The sequence below is a fragment of the Mesorhizobium loti CJ3sym genome (assembly GCF_000472785.1).
GTDB classification, from domain to species: domain Bacteria; phylum Pseudomonadota; class Alphaproteobacteria; order Rhizobiales; family Rhizobiaceae; genus Mesorhizobium; species Mesorhizobium loti_E.
The window spans coordinates 1-17288 of record NZ_AXAL01000053.1 but is presented as its reverse complement, the minus strand read 5'-3'; the positions used below and the strand labels follow the sequence as shown (position 1 = coordinate 17288).

The window sequence follows — 17288 nt, the reverse complement described above, 5'->3', positions numbered from 1 at the left end:
GCAATTTTCGGCACCACCATCAGCCCTTACCTTTTCTTCTGGCAGGCCTCTCAGGAGGTCGAAGACCAGAAGGCCAAGCCCAAGCGCGAGCCGTTGAAGAAAGCGCCTGAGCAGGCGCAGAATGCCATCGAGCGTATCCGGCTCGATACCTACGTCGGCATGGCATTTTCCAACATCGTCGCCCTTGCCATCATGATCACGGCTGGCGCCACCCTTCATGCCAAGGGCATTACCGACATCGAGTCCACCAGCCAGGCNGCCGAAGCCCTGCGGCCGGTGGCCGGTATATTCGCNTTTGCCATTTTCGCGCTCGGTGTCATCGGGACNGGACTGCTCGCCATCCCGGTCCTTGCCGGCTCGGCAGGCTACGCGCTCGGGGAGGCGCGCAAGTGGCCCGTGGGCCTCGAACGCGAGCCGCTCGCAGCCAAGGCCTTTTATGCAACGATTGCACTCGCAACGATCGTTGGCGTGTGCCTCAATTTTACGCCGATCAACCCCTTCAANGCGCTCTACTGGAGCGCNGTGGTCAACGGCATCGTTGCCGTTCCGGTCATGGCGGTGATGATGCTGATGACGGCGCGGAGTGACGTCATGGGCAAGGTGACCGTACCGCTGGTCATGCGTATCATTGGCTGGATCGCCACAGCCGTGATGGCGGCAGCGGCTGTGGTGATGGTTGTCCAGCTTTTCATGTAGGCACTCGTAAAAGGGAGCCCGGCAGACGTGGCCACCCACCCACGCCGTAGTTTCGCACCATCAAACGCGGCACGCACAAGCTGTGACCGCCCTCAGCCAGGGTAAGCTTTTGTGATGATCCGCCGGCGTGCCGCCGGCGCCGGCATCGACACGCTCATGATCTGACGTCCAACGCAAGTCGCCGGCGTCCAGGTAGGCGTCCAGTACTGCTCCAGGCTGTGAAGCAGGGCACATCATGCCGCTAGTGCGGGCAAGATCGGTCGGGCGCAGCCCCTTAACAAAGTGCCGCATAAATCGCAGGAGCAATGTCACTTACCCTCGATCCTCCGGGCCCTTACGCAGCAGTGGTTACCGATCTGCGGCCGAAACAGGAGTTGGCATCGGGCATGTAGCTGAAAAAACTCTGCCAAGCGGCGTGAAACGGCAAGCAGCCTGAATCCCAATCGCGGCGCGGACCGCCTTTCCGTGCCGCGCTTTTCTAGGCAGGTCAAATAGCTCCGGCCGGCAAGATTACCAGGATGATCGGCGCTGATGAGCGTGGCAGAGGTGTGTGGTGCCGCGTGTTCGGACCCGGTACTGGATGTCGCGATTTCCCGCAACCAACTCGTAGGTCCCGGTAAGTCCGTCGATCACAAGGTCGAGGAATGCGTTGCAGGCGGCAACCCAATCCACACCATCACGCACCGCGAGCGAGAAAGTCTTGCCCGGGCAATACCTGGCAAACAAGAAAACTGGGGAGCCGCCACCGGTGTCCCCTACGCTCAACTCAACCCATGCATTCGGCGATCCTGGCCGCTGGGGTGCAGCCCTGAATGGAAGTCGCCGGCGGCTGCAACATTCTCCCGGGATCGATAGCCGCCGGTCGAATCCTCGGAGCCGGACCGCGGGCGATTTGACCAACCTCTTTCGCCGCGCACGCCACCAGCCTGCCTGGGCAAGCACGGGATGGCCGAACGACTGCTTATGTTCCGGCGCGCCCGTCTTCTGAATGCGCTCTTTGGGGGCATGAAACTTCACGTTTGATGAGCGCATCTGAAAGTAGCAAGGCGGCCTTGGCCGCCTTGCTAGTGTCGCATCAAAGATCGCGCCCACGTCTATCCCGCTGTAGGTCTTCTCCGCTATAGACATCGGCATTCGGGTCGAAACCGGTCCAGCCGCCGGCTTCATATTCGGTGCGTCTTCCGGCGACATCGACCGAGTTGTATTGCTTGAGGATCCGTTCTGCATTTGGAACAAGATTGTCCTCGACCTTGGCGGTGACCATCGTTCCGCCTCGGCGCACGCCCTCTGCATATACGTGGGCATCGTTCTCCGGCACGCCGGCGTTTGTCATGGCGCCGATGATGCCCCCTGCTGCACCACCGACCACGGCCCCGCCTACCGCACCGACAGCAGTGGCAGCCAGCCAGCCGGCTGCAACCACAGGTCCCACCCCAGGAATCGCCATCAGGCCGAGGCCTGTTGCCAGGCCGCCGGCGCCGCCAATGACAGCGCCCACGCCAGCGCCAGTGGCCGCGTCCTCGCCGGCGTCGGTCTCCTCGTCCTTCTGCCAGCCGGTCGCATTGTTGGCCACAATGCTGATGTCATCGCGCGGGACGCCGGTGGCCACGAGTTCGCCTACGGCATCATTGGCATCGTCATAATTGTCGAACAGTCCGGTTACGGTTTTCATCTGGTTCTCCTGGCTTTCTATTCACTTGGCGCCGGCAACTACGTTGCCTTGGTAATCGAGCGCGATTGGCGTCGACTTGCCGTCCTTGCTCGCTGTTCCGCGCCAGATGCCGTTGTCATCCTTTTTCAGGGCAGAGACGTCGGCATAACCCGCCTTTTCGATCGCGCTCTTGGCCTGGGCTTCAGTAAAACTGTTGGCGCCGGGGACTGGAGCTGCCGGATTGGTGGTGCCGCTGGTGACAGCCGGTGTGCTGCCGTCGGAAGCAGGCGCCGTCGTTGCAACCTTCTGAATCATGTCCTGATGCATCCTGAGTGTCGGCAACGTCTCGGCCGCAAAGGATTTCAGGGCGACGTTGTCGCCGTCCTTGGCGTAGGCCTCGAACAGGCTGACCGCATCGGCATGGGCAGCCTTCTGCATGTCCGTATAAGATGCGTCTACCGGCGCCGTACCCGACTGCAGCTTGTCGACATCGCTCTTGTGGGCACCATCGAGGTCGGCGGGCACCTTCAGCTTCTGTGCGCCGGCGATGCTCTCAAGCTTCGCATTGGCGGCGCCATGATCGGAGATCATCTTCTGGGCGAAGTCCTTCAGGCCTTGGTCCTGCAGCTTATCTTGGGCGACCTTGCTCGACTGAACTTCGAAAATTCCGCCGATCGCGGCCTTGGTGACGAAGTCCTGGGCGGTCTCGGCAGCGACCGATGGCCAGGCAAATGCCACCGACGCGGCTAACGATAGCGACGCCAGACGAAGACTGTTTCTCATGGTGATGTTCCTCAGTTGAGATTGGTGAATCCAAACCTGCTCATGGCGTGTTTGTTCCCAGGCAAATACGAACTCGCTGCCAAATTCACTGAAGGCGCTGTTCGTCGTTCACATGCGTTGAAGCAGGCGAAAGTTTTGGGGCGGCGCGCATTGCACGGGAGAACCAATGGTCGCAATCGAGCGTATGACGGCCTTCTCCTCGAGATGAGTCCTCTCCAGTGCTGTGACGTGTCCGGTCGAATCCGTACGGGCGAGTTCACAGGTTGTTTGCGGTGTGAATATTCAAACCGAGCAAAGATCGCGGTTGGACCAGGAACATTTTTTCGAGCGGCAGGTTAGCGAAGGCACAACCAACGGAGAATGACGATGAAGGCGCTCACCTGGCACGGCAAAAGTGACATACGGTGCGAGCAGGTGGATGACCCGATCATTGAGGACGACCGCGATATTATCATCAAGGTTACAGCTTGTGCGATCTGCGGGTCAGACCTTCATCTGATGGGGGGATTTGTTCCAGAAATGCACGCTCATGACGTGCTTGGGCACGAGACCATGGGCGAGGTCGTTGAAGTCGCCAAGGGGCACTCCAAGTTCAAGATCGGCGAGCGCGTGGTTGTGCCGTTCACAATTGCCTGCGGCGAGTGCCGGATGTGCAAGTGGCAGCTGTTTTCGCTCTGCGAGAGGTCGAATCCGGCCGGCGCCAAGCAGGTCGAGCAGATGGGGTATCCTACTGCTGGCCTGTTTGGATATTCTCACATGTACGGCGGCTTCGCCGGCGGGCAGGCAGAATTCATGCGCGTACCCTATGCCGACGTTGGCCCCATAAAGGTACCAGATAGCCTGACGGACGAGCAGGTCCTGTTTCTTTCCGATATTTTTCCCACCGGGTATCAGGCGGCGGAAAACTGCAACATTCAATCCGGTAACACAGTGCTGGTCTTCGGCTGCGGACCAGTTGGCCAGTTCGCAATCAAGTCAGCGTTTCTCCTAGGCGCGGGCCGGGTCATCGCGCTGGACATCGTCCCTGAACGCCTGGCGCTGGCGCAAGCGTCGGGGGCGGAGACGCTGAGATATGACGATGAAGATTTGCAAAAGCACATCCTGGCTATGACGGAGAGTAGAGGGCCGGATTCTGTCATCGAAGCGGTCGGCATGGAAAGCCATGGACCCGGTGGCGTCATGGAGACCTTGCAAACGGACCTTACGGCGATGGAGAGACCTTATGCGCTGCAACAGGCGCTGATGGCCTGCCGGCCCGGCGGCACTGTATCGTTGCCGGGGGTGTTCGTTGGGAGCGTCCCCGTGCCGATGGGAATGTTCGTTGGCAAAGGGCTGACAATGAAAACAGGCCAAACACATGTCCAGCGCTACTTGGAACCGTTAATGAAGCTCATCGAGGACGGAAAAATCGACCCGTCCTTTCTAATTACCCACCGCATTGGGCTGGAAGAAGGGCCGGAGGCTTACAAGACCTTCCGCGACAAGAAGGATGGTTGCATAAAGGTCGTCATCAAACCGTAGGCTCAATCACCCGCCCGGCATTCGCTTTCGATTCCCGGAAGCTTACCTCGAACGTCGACTGGCCGTAACGGGCACCGATGCGGGGCCGTTCAAAAGCACCCGTCCGGCGCGAGTCCTGACACCAGCTATCCGACAGTGCGGGGGAATTCCAAGCAATCTCGCATCTTGCATAGGTGCGAACCGCCTGAACTGGGCTTCCTCCGATCTTAAGACATCCGGCAATTTTGTGGTCCTTTGCGCAGTAGGCCGAGCCGTATCCGATGCCACGCCGGCTGATGTCGACCGGCGCGGCTTTGTCGCGTTCCGACGCCGACGCAGCTCCCGCGCGGGAGAAAACCTCTGCTGCCCGGCGGCTGTTGATCTAACCATGCTCTCGGCGGAACAAAGGGTTTCACCTCGCGTTGCGGCAAGGTCAACGAGGATATGGAGTCTTCACCGTGAATGATCGTGCATTACTTCGGGATCCGCGTCAGGAGTATCCGGCGCCGCCTTTTCCACAACAGCCGCAAATGCCTGGCCTTGCCGGAAACATGGATCCGGTGCCGGACCACGGCGAGGAAAGCTATCGGGGCTCTGGTAGGCTGGCTGGGCGCAAGGCGCTCGTGACAGGGGGCGATTCGGGGATACGTAGGGCCGTCGCTATAGCCTTTGCGCGGGAAGGGGCGGATGTAGCCATTGCTTATCTTGCGGGAGAGGAGGCGGATGCCAAGGAGGTTATCGACCTTATCGAAGCCGCGGGCAGGAAGGCGCTGGCGCTGCCTGGTGACATCAAGGACGAGGCTTGGTGTCGGGGTTTGGTCGACAAAGCTGTCTCCTCCCTCGGTGGCCTCGATCTGCTTGTGATCAATGCGGGGAGGCAGCAATATCGCGAGAGCATTGATGAGTTGACGACAGATGACTTCGATAAGACCATGAAAACGAATCTGTACGCACTTCATTGGATCGCTCAAGCGGCCGCGCCGCGTCTCCCCGCCGGCGCCTCCATCATCACCACGGCATCGATCCAAGCCTACGAGCCTCGGCGATCCTGCTCGACTATGCCACCACCAAAGCCGGCATTGTCGCTTACACCAAGGCGCTCGCCAAGCAATTGATAAAGCGGGGCATTCGGGCCAACGTCGTGGCTCCTGGGCCTGTCTGGACCGTGCTGCAGCCAAGCGGTGGTCAGCCCGATGAAAAGGTCAAGCATTTCGGCGAGGATAGCGATTTCGGCCGTCCTGGACAGCCAGTCGAGCTGGCACCCGTCTATGTTCTGCTGGCCTCGCGGGAAGCCAGTTTCATAAATGGCGAAGTTTATGGCGTTACTGGTGGCAAGGGAGTCGCGTGACCCAATAAAAACACAGTGGGGCAGGTCGGTCGGTTCAAGGCCGCAGCGCATCCCTTGCGAAAGGCCGGGAACCTCGACGACGCTAGCAAGTTAGGCCCGGACTGGAGGTTGGCTTCATGACAAAATCAGGCCCCACGGAGAACGCTCGCTCCTTTGCAGATCAACGCCCGCTTTCGAGCGGCAGGCCTCAAGCCAACATAAGGCGGGCGCGCGAACGTCGCCAACCTTCAGCGCGAGGGCCTCTGATGGCGGTAGCTGCTATAAACAACGCGCTGGTCCATGGCGGCATCCTCTCGATTGATGACATCGATTTGGCGCTCCGCACCGCCGAGGCGTCGATCACCGCGGATGAACGCATGTACGAGGATATGGCCCGGCCAACCGGGACGCTGTCTGTTCTCCTCTCTGCGGTTCCTGCAGGTTTCCAACCTGGGTCAGTTTGAATCGGGTGTGCCGCCGTTCAGCGAGCTGGCCAAGCGCGCGGACAGACCAAACAACCCCACAACGACGAAATGTAAAGGGAGTACGCCATGCAGATTCTAGATACCACCGTCAACCGTGATCCGGTTCCGGTTGTTGAGTTTCGCGGTGAAGGAGGGGAAAGCATTGCGGTGACTTTGGCGGCAGAGGCCTCGCTCGCCGATAAGGAGCTCATCGATAAGGCCAGGGTGATGCTGCTGCAGGCCGGCACCTTCGGCGTCGATGGGGATGCGCACGGGGAGCCGGGTCCGGCTCTTGACGGCGCATCGGCGGAAGCCACGGACGCGCCACCGCCGTCGCCGCCAAGCGTGCTCTGACCAGCGACCTCGAACGGACCCTGCCGCCCGTGCCACGCTGTCGGGGACATTGGTCGCCCGATATATTTAACGGATAATCACCAACACGGAGGACATGATGTCGCGAAAACCAGCAAGCAACCCCGATGCCGCGACGATAAACGATCTGAGCCTTGTCAGAGGGCAAGGCGGCGAACTTCATCAGGTCGCGGAAGGCAAGACCGACATCCTGACCACGGCGCAAGGTGGTGCGGTTGCTGACGACCAGAACACCTTGAAAATCGGCACGCAGGGTCCGGCGTTGCTCGAGGATTTTCACTTCCGCGAGAAAATTTTCCATTTCGACCACGAGCGCATTCCCGAGCGGGTGGTGCATGCGCGCGGCTACGGCGCCCACGGCTTTTTCGAGACCTATGAGTCCCTCGCCAAATACACCCGCGCCGACATCTTCCAGCGCGCCGGGGAAAGGACGCCGGCGTTTGTCCGGTTCTCGACCGTCGCGGGCAGTAAGGGCTCGTTTGATCTGGCGCGTGACGTCCGCGGTTTCGCCGTCAAGCTATACACCCAGGAAGGCAACTGGGACATCGTCGGCAACAACATCCCGGTGTTCTTCATTCAGGATGCGATCAAGTTTCCCGACTTGATCCATTCGGTCAAGCCGGAACCCGACCGGGACTTCCCACAGGCCCAGTCGGCGCACGACACGTTCTGGGACTTCATTAGCCTGACCCCCGAATCCATGCACATGATCATGTGGGTGATGTCCGATCGGGCCCTGCCACGCTCGTTCCGGTTCATGCAAGGGTTTGGTGTGCACACGTTCCGGCTCGTCAATGCCGCCGATGAATCGACCTTTGTGAAATTCATCTGGAAGCCCAAGCTTGGCATGCAATCGGTGGTCTGGAATGAGGCCGTCAAGATCAATGGCGCCGATCCGGACTTCCACCGCCGGGACCTCTGGAACGCGATCGAGTCCGGCGATTTTCCCGAATGGGAACTTTGCCTCCAGCTGTTCGACCAGGACTTTGCCGATAGCTTCGATTTTGACATCCTCGACCCGACCAAGATCATCCCGGAGGAAATTCTGCCGCCCATCCCTGTAGGACGGCTGGTCCTCGATCGGATGCCGGACAACTTTTTCGCCGAAACCGAACAGGTTGCTTTCATGACCCAGAACGTTCCGCCCGGCATCGACTTCAGCAACGACCCTTTGCTCCAGGGCCGCAACTTTTCGTACCTCGATACCCAGTTGAAACGCCTGGGCAGCCCGAATTTCACCCACCTGCCGATCAATGCGCCGAAATGTCCGTTCCATCATTTCCAGCAAGACGGCCATATGGCGATGCGCAACCCAGTAGGACGCGCCAACTACCAGCCCAACTCGTTTGGCGTCGGTCCGCGCGAATCGCCCGAGCGCGGGTTCCGCTCGTTTGCCGACGGCGAAGAAGGCCAGAAAGGCAGGTTCCGTTCCGAAACCTTCGCCGACCACTACAGCCAGGCGGCCCAGTTCTTCAACAGCCAGACGCCACCCGAACAACGCCACATCGCCCAGGCGCTGACCTTTGAGTTGAGCAAGGTCGAAACCCCGGCGATCCGCGAGCGCATGATCGCGCACCTGCTGAATATCGACGAGGGGCTCGCGACCACCGTGGCTGACAAACTTGGTATGGCCGACATGCCGAAGCCCGCTCCGGCCGCCGTGACACCCCGGACAGATCTGGAACCTTCGCCGGCGTTGAGCATCATTGAAAACGGCCCGGAAAGCTTTGCGGGCCGCAAGGTCGGCGTACTGGTCAGCAACGGGATCGACGCTGGCCTTTTTAAGGTCCTGCAGGCTGCTGTAGAGGAGGAAGGTGCATCCCTTGAGGTGATCGCCCCCAAGGTTGGCGGCGTGCTGGCAAGTGACGGTACCAAGATTGCGGCCAAGCACATGATTGATGGCGGGCCCTCGGTACTCTTCGATGCCGTGGCGCTGCTGTTGACGGAGGAGGGGGCCGAGCTGCTCACAGCGGAGGCAGCGGCGCGGGATTTCGTGGCCGACGCCTTTGCGCATTGCAAGTTCATAGGCTTCACTCCCGGCGCGGTGCCCCTATTGGCGAAGGCCGGTGTCGATGCTGGGGCAGATGAGGGCATGCTGCCGCTCGCCGACAAGGGCAGCGTCACCGACTTCGTGGAAAGCTGCCGTAGTCTTCGGCTCTGGGCCCGCGAAGCTGCAGTCAAGCTATAGCTCACCTTTGGGTTGCCAATGATAAGAGACCAGCCCGGGTTTATCCCGGGCCCCTCTCGTGTCCGGTCCTGATGGAGCCGTGGCGAGTCGCCTCCGCAGCGTATGCTGAAAGGCTCTTCTTTGGCCGGAACTGCAGGTTGCGCTCGACTGGCAATCTCAAACGGCCACCCACCGTGTCGAGCTGGGCGAGGCTGTGCTGCCAAGCGCGGGGCATCCCAGCTCAAGGCCGCACTCAGAGCACTCAGACAGGAGAGGGACGTCAGGCAAGGCCTTCCCCGCGCCAGACCGGCAAACACCGGCTTCACAGTCCCAACAGGCCGTCTCCAAGGCGCGCGGCGGATGTGTTGCCTTGCGGCCGGGCCGCAGTTTCGCAACGGCCTTTGCTGCGGCCTCCCAAGTAGGCGGCTGAAGGACACAGTGCCGGCTGGAGTGATCCACTGCTTTCTATCCGACGTATATTGTCGCTTGCCACTTAAATTAGTTTCGCGGGGACGGTATTGACGAGTACCTCAGCGATCCTAGGTGGTTCGGCTGTGCCCGATTGTGGGGGAGATGGCTGTGACATTCATGGAGTGGCTCCAGCTGGCCTATGCGGTGTGCACATCCGCTGATGCCCCGCCGAACTGGCGCGAAATCGCGATCGTCGCCAATCTTACCATTGCTGTGGCCTATTTCTGGATTCCCTTGGCGATGATTATCGTTTTCTTCCGCTGGAAGCGTGAGATTCCTTTTCCCTGGTTGTGGGGCGGGTTTGTCGTTTTCATCGTGGCTTGCGGTACAAGTCACATCGTTCACGCGTTTCACGCCTTGAGCGAGCAGACCCCCTATAACACCTCGATGTTGAACATCCTCATTTTCACGGCTGCCGCTTCGTTGGCGACCGCCGTAGGCTTTACGTTCATCATGCCGAAGATCATGGCGCTGACTTCACCGAGTGCCGCACTTGATCGCCTCGAGGCTGCCGTCGCAGAGGCAACGGGCGATCTCGAGGCCGCTTTGGCTCACGAGAAACTCCTGATGCGAGAGATTCATCACCGGGTGAAAAACAATCTCCAGGTCACTGCGAGCCTCGTAAACCTTCACCTAAGAAGATCCAAGCTTCCGGATACGTCCGAATTTGATGCACTTCGCAGCCGCATCACCGCGATGGCGGACGTGCACATGCAACTCGAAAGTGTCGGTGCACGGCCACTTTCGGTGAGTGGGTTTTGCAAATCACTGGGCGACAAGCTTCAGATTTCACACGGACGCGGTCAGGTTGCGCTTCGAATATCGGGGCCGGATTTTGAAGTCTCTTTAGATCATGCAGCTTCACTGGCACTGATTTTGAATGAGGTTCTGTCCAACGCATATACCCACGGTTTCGCTCCTCGCAGTCCGGGCACGATCGCGATCGAATTGGGCCGGAATGCCCACGAACAGACAATCTCGATCAGTGATGACGGCCGGGGCCGCTCGGGCGCAAACCCGCCGGGTATTGGGACACTGCTGATCACGTCCTGTGCAGTGCAACTCGGCGCCGCGATAGAATGGCTGGACCGACCGGAGGGCGGGACGTCGTTCTTGCTGACGATTCCGCGAGCGTCTGACCCGCCGGTCGGCGCGGCTAAGTCGCCTTCCTGAGCGCGTTCGCCGTTTCATACCCTCGCCATTCGCAGGGGCGCTGATAATAATAGATCCCGGTGCCCGGCGCATGCCAGGCATCCGGGACCATGTCAGGTTCTGATGGCACCGTGACGAGCGGCCTCAGTGGCATATTCCGAAATCGGTTTCGCTGCCCGGAAGTGCAGGTCACGCTCGACCGGCAATCCAAGTCGGCCGCGCACTGTAGCGAGCTCAGCGAGGCTGACGCTGCCGAGCTCGGGGCACCCGAGCCCCAGATCGCAGAGGCCGGAGGCGTCGGGATCCTCGATCGATCTCGGTGAGGAGCCAGGTCGCGCCGGCATCCGGAGTGAACAGTTTGACAACGGGGACGAAGTCGATTTCGTCTCGGGTGCCGCGAAGACGTATGCTGGCGGCCATGCGCCAGCAACTGATCCCGCAGGTCTTGGGTCAAGAGCTGCATGTGTACCTCCTACTCGCCGTCGTCGGCTTTGGGGGCGCGCAGAACGACGCGGCCATCCAGGGGCAGTGCCTCAAGGAGGAGGGTGCAGCCTTCGCCGTCTTCGTGGGCGAAGAATGCGCCGATGCGGGGCCAGAAACCCTTCTGGCCTTCTTCCCGGGCGTCGCGCACGGTGTAGGCGAGGTAGGTCGGGCTCTTTCGACTCGGTCTTCTTGGCCTGGTGTTGCTCGTTTCTCATGGTCTTTTCCTTTGGTGATTGTTTCTGTCTGGCACATTAACCGTCTACTCCGTGCAGACCAACAACCGGAAATCATAGGAAGGATGCAACCGGCCATTGACCTCGCTAGGGCGCGCGATCTGCTTGGCGGACAGGCGTTGGGATCGATGAAGGGCAGGGGCTGCGACCGCGGGCACTTTGCCCAAGCCAAGGCACGTGCACGTCGGACGCCCTTGAGGCTTGGCTGGTTGCCTTCGAGTTGCCGCCCCGACGATGGCGAGGCTTACAACATGGTAAAGAGCCATCAACCTGGCTCAGGCAGAACCCGGGTCGCACGGTCCGCTGCCTAGCGATATGCTGGCGACTATCCTGCGTTGGTTTGACGGTGTGATGTGCTTAGAAAAAAGGTCGCCTGCAACGGCAACCTCTCCTACTGTTTGTTGGCCTCAAGTTCGATGACGCCGGTCGGGACCGAGAGAGAACGCACAGCTTGGCTCAAAAACCGGAATAGGCAACAGTCTCAATTCCGGCGGGCAGGGAGTCAGGAAGGTTGCCTTCCCAGTCTGCCCAAACCGCCTAAGGCACCGTCTATAAATCATTAGTCGCGGCGGCCACCCAGAATCAAGCCAGTGATCATGGCACTCACGAAGGCCATTGCCACCATCGGCAGGACGCCACTGGGGCCGGTCTTTTGCGTCTCATGCAGAGCGGATTGCGCGTCGCGAAACACGACGCTGGTGTTTGCGGACGGAGCGCTATCGACCACTCCACCCAAATCAGATCTGCTGCCGTGTCGAATGGAAAAAGCACGCGTGAACTCGGCTCCGAGCAGAAAAATTTCCGACGAGTAGTAGACCCAGAGCAGGATCACGAGCAGCCCCCCGGCAGCGCCATAAGACGACGCAACCGCGCTTGTCCCAAGATACCAGCCAATGAGCGATTTCCCGATCGTGAAAAGGGCGGCGGTCACGACAGCGCCGATAGCGACATCGCCCCATTCCAGGGTCCGGTCCGGCAGGACTTTATAGATGGCGGCGAACATTGCAGCGATTAGAACGAAGGACACAATTGTGTTGATCACGCTTAGAACGATTGTGCCGAAAGGCAACCCGGCGCTGACAAAACTGCTGAGCGTCGAGATCGCTGCACTCGCGACCAAGGATACAAGCAGCATGAACCCGAGTGCAGCCACCAAGCCGAGACTTGCTGCACGTGCGCGAACAAGACGCGACAGGGAGCTGCCCTTCGGCTCCACCTTCCAGATCTTGTTGAGTGACTGCTGCATCTCGCCAAAGACACCGGACGCGGTCACGAACAGAGTGACTGTGCCAAGGATCGCTGCCAACGTCCCTGATGATTTTGCGGATGCCCCTTCGAGAGCAGTCTTAAGGATATTCGCGCTCTCCGCTCCCATGAGGCCCGAAATCTGCGCGGACACCGCCAGCTGCGCGGCTTCGTGACCGAAAGCAATGCCCGCGATCGCTACCACGATCAGCAGAACCGGCGCGAGTGACGTGGTCGCGTAAAAGGCCATCGCGGCGCCGTGACTGAGAGCATCGTCTTCAATGAAGCCCTCCACGCTTTCGCGAGCGAGGTCCCATAGATCTTTGACCGAGAGTCGCATGGTAAGGCCGCGGATTGGAGAGAAGTGGAATCATCTGATTACAGTCCAAACCAATGTGCAGGTGCTTCCTATGTTCCAACGAGACATTGCCGCTGCTCAACGGGAAGGCATACCAAGCGGCATGTGTCGAGTGTTATCCGGCTAGCTCTGCGATGGTTAGCGGCAGCAGCTAAGCATAACCACGAGGAAATTTGTTGGCGGCAGGAACCGCTTTATGATGGCGAAGTTCTTGTTAAACAACAGGAGTGCACCATCATTTCACCAACGAGAACGCCTCGCTGGGTGATACCGGCGCAGAGCGTGCCGGAGGCAGCAAGGAAGCCCTTGGCAAACTGAAGAAGAGCGCTGCAGAGACCGCGAACCATCTTAAAAACGCAGCCGCCTCGGTTTCGAGCGAGGCAAAGGACTATGCAGGATCCGTGGCCTCTGACGCTGCCGGCGCGTTCAAGGACGCCGTCGAGTCGAACAAGACCGCAGGAGCGGACGCAATCGTCAACATTGCGCATTCGGTGAAGGACGCCGCTGATGGGATCGAAAAGCAGTCGCCGCAGGTCGCCAGCCTAGTGCGCAGCGCGGCCGAAGGGGTCGAGCGAATCTCAACCGATATTAGGGACCGCAATGTCGGCGAATTGTTCGACTCCGTTACAAAATTCGCGCAGCGCCAACCGGCCGCGTTTTTCGGCGTCGGGATCTTGGCAGGCGTGTTGCTGACGAGAGTGATGCGAAGCTCCGATCGTTCCTGAGAGAGGAACCGTTCAAATGGATGATGGTGCCGACCACCGGCCGTTCGGGAGCGTGTTCAGCGACGCAGCAGGTCATTTTGCTTCGCTGATCCGCCTCGACCTCCGCCTGTTTGAGGCGGAAATGAAGGCCAAAGCTTCGAAAATCGTGTCTTCCGGTGCATGTGGCGTGGCAGCCGCTATGTTCTTCGGTTTGGCAGCGTTCGCCCTTGTTCAGTTTCTAATCTTGGCGATGATCCATTTCGGCGTCGGCGCGATGTCTGCCTGTTTGACCATTGGGCTCGCCCTTGTCGCCGTCGGTACACTTTCCCTCTATTTGGCTAAGCGGGCGCTGACAGGGTTGACCATCACGCCCGTCGAAACTGTCAATCAGGTGCGTACCGACCTGGCGGCATTGAAACAAGGTATCCGCTATGGCGCAACTCGATGATGAAATCCAGGAGATATTGGCGAAAAGCCGGGCCGAAAGGCAGGCGTTGTTCACGCCGGTGAGCGAGCTAAGCCGCCGCCTCCAGCCTCGACATTTCGTCGATGTCGCCAAAGTTTACTCACAGCAGAAAGTCACAAGGATTGCTGGCGGCGTGTCGGGTGCCGTCAAAGCGAACGGCGGCACGGCGGCGGCAGTCGCTTTAGGCGCCGTCGCGGTCTTTGATGCTGGAAGAAGGAGCGCCGGTGGTCGCACGACTTCTGGGTTAGTTGCCGAAACCGGCCCTCGATCGGACAGCGAAGCTGCAGATGCGGCGCCTATCCGTTACCAAGGGCCTGCCGGGCATGGCCTGACAAATTTCGATAGGGGGAAGGTGCTGGCCGCGTCAGCCGGCGGCCTGTTCCTCGGCCATGTGAGCGGGCAGGCGTTTCAGCCGACTGCAAAGGAACGCGCCTTGTTCGGCAAGGCTGCGGTGAAAATACAGGACGCGGCTGATAAGTTCGCAAGCGAGCATTCGCGAGGAGCAAAACTGGCGGCAGCTCAGGCTTTCGGCATTGCGAGATACTCAGCTGCGTTTTTGGCTGTATTATCTGCTGCGAGTGACTATCTCGCTCGTAGCGACAAAAGGCTGGATACTGCGGAACATCATGACTGATGACTTCTGGCACGAATGCCAAGGGGGTGGTCGACCACCGATATGCCGCACCGGGTCCGTGCCTCCAGCTCAAGATTGCTTCATTGACTCTTGCTGCAAAGTGCTCAGCTTCCTCTCGCCTGAGGCCGGATAACGGCCTCCCGTCATAATCTGCTTGACGATCCAAAACTCGATCGTGGACGGCCCACGTCTCACACGGCTCCTGCAAGATGACGAACCGCATTGTTTCCCCAACTACATTTTGCAAGTCTGGACCAAGTACTCCCACCGCGAAGCCCGCCACGGAGAAAGCCGTGACGGGCTTCGAAGCGTCTTGCTCGGTGATGGAACTTGACCAAGCGCCGCCATAACGTCGCGAGCGCGATGGAGTTCCAAGCAATTTTGCGGCCTATTCAGGGCGCACTTGTTGTCGATTACGACGACGAAAGTGATGCAAAATGCAAGCGAATTAAGCACCCGGACGTGTCGGTGAGAATTCCCTCGCTCTGCAACGCGCTCCTTGCGGCGGTAGGCCCACAGCTCAAGTGCGCCTGAACTTATGTCGTCGGGCCAGTCCTGGTGAACGAGCTCGCTGACGGTCCAGGGTGCCAGGAAGTCGGCAACCACTTCAGAAAACCGCTCTAAGCTTGTGCGGGACGGCATCAAGAAGAGCGCGCTGTACCGAAAGGAGCAGCTTTGCGCGGGTGTCGTTTAGGCGGCCTCGGGCGCGACGAAGTCAAAGCCGCTGATGAGGCTGGCTCTGACAACCAGGTGGCAGAATTCGTGCAGCAAGGTGAAGGTCCGCCCGTTGGTGCGGTCCCTGGAATTGATGAGAATGACGGGCAGCTTGGTTTCGGCAATGGCAACGCCGAGCATCTCGGTCAGCGCTAGGCGGGGGACCATGAACACGAGCACATCCTTGGCCTCGATGGCGGTGCGCCAGTTGTCGAACGCCTTGGCCCGCCAGCCTTGTTGGTCCCGCCGCGTGCTCCTCCCACTTCGAGACGGGCTCGAAGCCAAAATGCACCCGGAAAGGCAGGGCGACGGATCTGCGAAAATATAATCTTAAAGTTAGCCCGCCACCGTCCTGCCAGGATTGCGGCGGGCCAAGGCATTTGTGGACGTTCGGGGCTTAATCAGCGTCGTAGACGGCGACAATCTGATGGGTGTCGGGATCAACGAGCACCGTCCTGCCGTCGACGACGGTGTAACGGTAGCGTTCATTTGGCACCTCGCGTAGTTCCACCTTGTCGTCGAGCTTGGTTCCAACATTCAGCTCGATGCCGGGAAGCTTGATGGACGCAATCGGATTTTTGTGGACGTACTCCCGGTATACTTTCTGATCCTCCTGCTTCACGATGATGGTCTCAGCCATAGATACTCTCGCTGACATAAGAATGGCGCCAGCTGCAACCATGATCAGATACTTGTTCATACGCATAGTAAGCTCCTCTTCATCTCTTTTTGGCGCCTACATTAGTCGCCTCGTATATAAATTGCAGGCTGCCCTTTTGTTCCAGGAACAGTATCTAACAGTTTGTAGCTAAATGTGAGTGCCTGCTCTGTCGGACGGGGTTGTCAAGTGACCTTCTGCTATCGCGCGACGACCAAAACGGCGAACCTCTCGGACGCGTACCTCGTCACACTCATCGAGAACATCCAGGACGAATTGCCCTGCTATGGCTCTCGGCGGGTAACCCACGAGTCGCGCAGGCGCGGGCACCTGGTCAACCATAAGCGCGTAGCCCGTGTGATGAGGGCGGCAAGCTTGGGGATCAAGCCGCGCAGGCGTTATGTGCGCACGACCGACAGCAGCCACGATTCCCCGATCTACCCGAACCTCTACCGCAATGTGATCCCGGATCGGCCTGACGTGGTCTGGGTTGCCGATTTCATATACATGCGAATTGCTGCCGGCTTCTGCTGCCCCGCAGTCATTCTCCATGCCTGCAGCCGCAAGGTCGTCGGCTATGCCTTATCCCGACGGCTCGACACGCCCTTGGCGCTTGCTGCCTTGCGCTCCGCTCTGACAAGCAGGATACCGCCGCCAGGCTGCATCCACCACACCGACCGTGGTTGCCCAATATGCGTCCGAAACCTGCCGAAGAGCGCTTGAAACGGCCGTCGCGTGGCTCGATGAGCGCGACCGGCAATTCCTACCACAATGCGCAGGCTGAGGGCTTCATGAAGACCTTGAAGGTCGAGGACGTCTATCTGGCTGGCTACGACAGCTTCGCCGATGTAGTATTGGCAGCGTTTGTGAAGGGATGGCCGTATGAAATCGAACAATGTCCCTGTGCCTGGCACGGTCGATTTCGGGGATTTCAGCGGCGTCGAGCCATTGAGCAGATCATTTGGCGGTGATCGCGGTACGCCGCTGGACCGTTACTACATAGAGAGCTTCTTGCGCCGCCATGCGGACGATGTCCGAGGCGATGTCGCGGAAATCGGTGACGCTGTCTACACTCACCGTTTTGGCGGAGACCGGGTGATGCGTTCTGAAATCATCGACTCCCCGCAAAGCAATAATCCAGGCGCGACCATGAAGGTCGATCTCCAGAACGCAGAGACAATCGTCGCTAACCGCTTCGACTGTATGATCG

The 17288-nt window shown here is 59.5% G+C and carries 19 protein-coding genes and 2 pseudogenes; 13 read left to right on the top strand and 8 right to left on the bottom strand.

Going from position 1 to position 17288, the window contains the following annotated elements; genetic code table 11:
* A partial coding sequence (locus A3A9_RS40735) for an NRAMP family divalent metal transporter (RefSeq protein ID WP_033839151.1) occupies window positions 1–696 on the top strand: 696 nt, incomplete at its 5' end.
* Between the two features lie 1075 nt (window positions 697–1771).
* On the opposite strand, the gene A3A9_RS0135820 is transcribed toward A3A9_RS40735, so the two are convergent.
* Both A3A9_RS0135820 and A3A9_RS0135815 read right to left on the bottom strand, forming a co-directional pair.
* Entirely contained in the window at window positions 1772–2368 is a 597-nt protein-coding gene (locus A3A9_RS0135820; RefSeq protein ID WP_027062752.1) for a general stress protein, read from the bottom strand.
* Window positions 2369–2389: 21 nt separating this feature from the next.
* Window positions 2390–3130, bottom strand: coding sequence for a DUF4142 domain-containing protein (locus tag A3A9_RS0135815; RefSeq protein ID WP_027062751.1), 741 nt, complete (start codon window positions 3128–3130; stop codon window positions 2390–2392).
* 366 nt (window positions 3131–3496) lie between these two features.
* On the opposite strand from A3A9_RS0135815, the gene A3A9_RS0135810 reads away from it, so the two are divergent.
* The 5 genes and pseudogenes from A3A9_RS0135810 to A3A9_RS0135790 all read left to right on the top strand — a co-directional run bounded on the left by A3A9_RS0135810 (window position 3497) and on the right by A3A9_RS0135790 (window position 8981).
* A complete protein-coding gene (locus A3A9_RS0135810) occupies window positions 3497–4651 on the top strand; it encodes a zinc-dependent alcohol dehydrogenase (protein WP_027062750.1) in 1155 nt (384 codons plus the stop codon).
* A 509-nt stretch (window positions 4652–5160) separates the two neighbouring features.
* Window positions 5161–5978: pseudogene (locus A3A9_RS41600) on the top strand (SDR family oxidoreductase).
* A gap of 245 nt (window positions 5979–6223) precedes the next feature.
* Entirely contained in the window at window positions 6224–6421 is a 198-nt protein-coding gene (locus A3A9_RS41595) for a hypothetical protein (protein WP_245279218.1), read from the top strand.
* Window positions 6422–6508: 87 nt separating this feature from the next.
* Window positions 6509–6775 (top strand): hypothetical protein, encoded by a 267-nt coding sequence (locus A3A9_RS0135795; protein ID WP_027062749.1) that lies wholly within the window; start codon window positions 6509–6511, stop codon window positions 6773–6775.
* Window positions 6776–6872: 97 nt separating this feature from the next.
* Entirely contained in the window at window positions 6873–8981 is a 2109-nt protein-coding gene (locus A3A9_RS0135790) for a catalase (RefSeq protein ID WP_027062748.1), read from the top strand.
* A gap of 40 nt (window positions 8982–9021) precedes the next feature.
* Here A3A9_RS0135790 and A3A9_RS43580 read toward each other — a convergent pair whose 3' ends face one another.
* Window positions 9022–9195: a DUF2958 domain-containing protein gene (locus A3A9_RS43580; RefSeq protein WP_082222396.1), complete on the bottom strand. Its 174-nt coding sequence runs from the start codon at window positions 9193–9195 to the stop codon at window positions 9022–9024.
* A 338-nt stretch (window positions 9196–9533) separates the two neighbouring features.
* Here A3A9_RS43580 and A3A9_RS42100 point away from each other — a divergent pair, with 338 nt between their 5' ends.
* Window positions 9534–10604, top strand: coding sequence for a sensor histidine kinase (locus A3A9_RS42100; RefSeq protein WP_027062747.1), 1071 nt, complete (start codon window positions 9534–9536; stop codon window positions 10602–10604).
* Between the two features lie 92 nt (window positions 10605–10696).
* Here A3A9_RS42100 and A3A9_RS46665 read toward each other — a convergent pair whose 3' ends face one another.
* The 3 genes from A3A9_RS46665 to A3A9_RS0135770 all read right to left on the bottom strand — a co-directional run bounded on the left by A3A9_RS46665 (window position 10697) and on the right by A3A9_RS0135770 (window position 12884).
* Window positions 10697–10861 carry a DUF2958 domain-containing protein gene (locus A3A9_RS46665; protein WP_430515913.1) on the bottom strand — a complete coding sequence of 55 codons (165 nt, stop codon included), beginning with the start codon at window positions 10859–10861 and terminating at the stop codon, window positions 10697–10699.
* Window positions 10818–11003, bottom strand: a complete 186-nt coding sequence (locus A3A9_RS46660) for a DUF2958 domain-containing protein (RefSeq protein WP_430515912.1) — start codon at window positions 11001–11003, stop codon at window positions 10818–10820. The genes A3A9_RS46665 and A3A9_RS46660 overlap by 44 nt, the downstream gene beginning before the upstream one ends.
* A gap of 855 nt (window positions 11004–11858) precedes the next feature.
* Entirely contained in the window at window positions 11859–12884 is a 1026-nt protein-coding gene (locus tag A3A9_RS0135770) for a YihY/virulence factor BrkB family protein (protein WP_027062745.1), read from the bottom strand.
* Between the two features lie 245 nt (window positions 12885–13129).
* On the opposite strand from A3A9_RS0135770, the gene A3A9_RS0135765 reads away from it, so the two are divergent.
* The 4 genes from A3A9_RS0135765 to A3A9_RS44595 all read left to right on the top strand — a co-directional run bounded on the left by A3A9_RS0135765 (window position 13130) and on the right by A3A9_RS44595 (window position 15240).
* On the top strand, window positions 13130–13627 hold the full coding sequence (locus A3A9_RS0135765; protein WP_027062744.1) for a hypothetical protein: 498 nt from the start codon (window positions 13130–13132) through the stop codon (window positions 13625–13627).
* Window positions 13628–13643: 16 nt separating this feature from the next.
* On the top strand, window positions 13644–14054 hold the full coding sequence (locus A3A9_RS0135760) for a phage holin family protein (RefSeq protein WP_027062743.1): 411 nt from the start codon (window positions 13644–13646) through the stop codon (window positions 14052–14054).
* Window positions 14038–14706, top strand: coding sequence for a hypothetical protein (locus A3A9_RS0135755; RefSeq protein ID WP_027062742.1), 669 nt, complete (start codon window positions 14038–14040; stop codon window positions 14704–14706). The genes A3A9_RS0135760 and A3A9_RS0135755 overlap by 17 nt, the downstream gene beginning before the upstream one ends.
* Window positions 14707–15036: 330 nt before the next feature.
* Window positions 15037–15240: a hypothetical protein gene (locus tag A3A9_RS44595; RefSeq protein ID WP_152536287.1), complete on the top strand. Its 204-nt coding sequence runs from the start codon at window positions 15037–15039 to the stop codon at window positions 15238–15240.
* Window positions 15241–15396: 156 nt separating this feature from the next.
* Here the strand turns inward: A3A9_RS44595 and A3A9_RS0135745 are convergent, their stop codons facing one another.
* Window positions 15397–15588, bottom strand: a complete 192-nt coding sequence (locus A3A9_RS0135745) for an ImmA/IrrE family metallo-endopeptidase (protein ID WP_152536288.1) — start codon at window positions 15586–15588, stop codon at window positions 15397–15399.
* Window positions 15589–15817: 229 nt separating this feature from the next.
* Entirely contained in the window at window positions 15818–16126 is a 309-nt protein-coding gene (locus tag A3A9_RS0135740) for a DUF1236 domain-containing protein (RefSeq protein ID WP_033839150.1), read from the bottom strand.
* A gap of 141 nt (window positions 16127–16267) precedes the next feature.
* On the opposite strand from A3A9_RS0135740, the gene A3A9_RS41590 reads away from it, so the two are divergent.
* Window positions 16268–16801 (top strand): DDE-type integrase/transposase/recombinase, encoded by a 534-nt coding sequence (locus A3A9_RS41590; RefSeq protein ID WP_161634580.1) that lies wholly within the window; start codon window positions 16268–16270, stop codon window positions 16799–16801.
* Window positions 16802–16960: 159 nt separating this feature from the next.
* A pseudogene (locus tag A3A9_RS44590) lies at window positions 16961–17288 on the top strand (glycosyltransferase); the annotation flags it as partial.

Excerpts from the sequence above, each read along its gene's own strand:
- A3A9_RS0135815 (WP_027062751.1), bottom strand. The coding sequence starts at position 3,130 with ATGAGAAACAGTCTTCGTCTGGCGTCGCTATCGTTAGCCGCGTCGGTG.
- A3A9_RS0135810 (WP_027062750.1), top strand. The coding sequence starts at position 3,497 with ATGAAGGCGCTCACCTGGCACGGCAAAAGTGACATACGGTGCGAGCAG.
- A3A9_RS46660 (WP_430515912.1), bottom strand. The coding sequence starts at position 11,003 with ATGGCCGCCAGCATACGTCTTCGCGGCACCCGAGACGAAATCGACTTC.
- A3A9_RS0135790 (WP_027062748.1), top strand. The coding sequence starts at position 6,873 with ATGTCGCGAAAACCAGCAAGCAACCCCGATGCCGCGACGATAAACGAT.
- A3A9_RS42100 (WP_027062747.1), top strand. The coding sequence starts at position 9,534 with ATGGCTGTGACATTCATGGAGTGGCTCCAGCTGGCCTATGCGGTGTGC.
- A3A9_RS0135795 (WP_027062749.1), top strand. The coding sequence starts at position 6,509 with ATGCAGATTCTAGATACCACCGTCAACCGTGATCCGGTTCCGGTTGTT.
- A3A9_RS0135820 (WP_027062752.1), bottom strand. The coding sequence starts at position 2,368 with ATGAAAACCGTAACCGGACTGTTCGACAATTATGACGATGCCAATGAT.
- A3A9_RS0135770 (WP_027062745.1), bottom strand. The coding sequence starts at position 12,884 with ATGCGACTCTCGGTCAAAGATCTATGGGACCTCGCTCGCGAAAGCGTG.
- A3A9_RS0135740 (WP_033839150.1), bottom strand. The coding sequence starts at position 16,126 with ATGCGTATGAACAAGTATCTGATCATGGTTGCAGCTGGCGCCATTCTT.
- A3A9_RS43580 (WP_082222396.1), bottom strand. The coding sequence starts at position 9,195 with ATGCCCCGCGCTTGGCAGCACAGCCTCGCCCAGCTCGACACGGTGGGT.
- A3A9_RS0135760 (WP_027062743.1), top strand. The coding sequence starts at position 13,644 with ATGGATGATGGTGCCGACCACCGGCCGTTCGGGAGCGTGTTCAGCGAC.
- A3A9_RS0135755 (WP_027062742.1), top strand. The coding sequence starts at position 14,038 with ATGGCGCAACTCGATGATGAAATCCAGGAGATATTGGCGAAAAGCCGG.
- A3A9_RS0135745 (WP_152536288.1), bottom strand. The coding sequence starts at position 15,588 with ATGGTCCCCCGCCTAGCGCTGACCGAGATGCTCGGCGTTGCCATTGCC.
- A3A9_RS41595 (WP_245279218.1), top strand. The coding sequence starts at position 6,224 with ATGGCGGTAGCTGCTATAAACAACGCGCTGGTCCATGGCGGCATCCTC.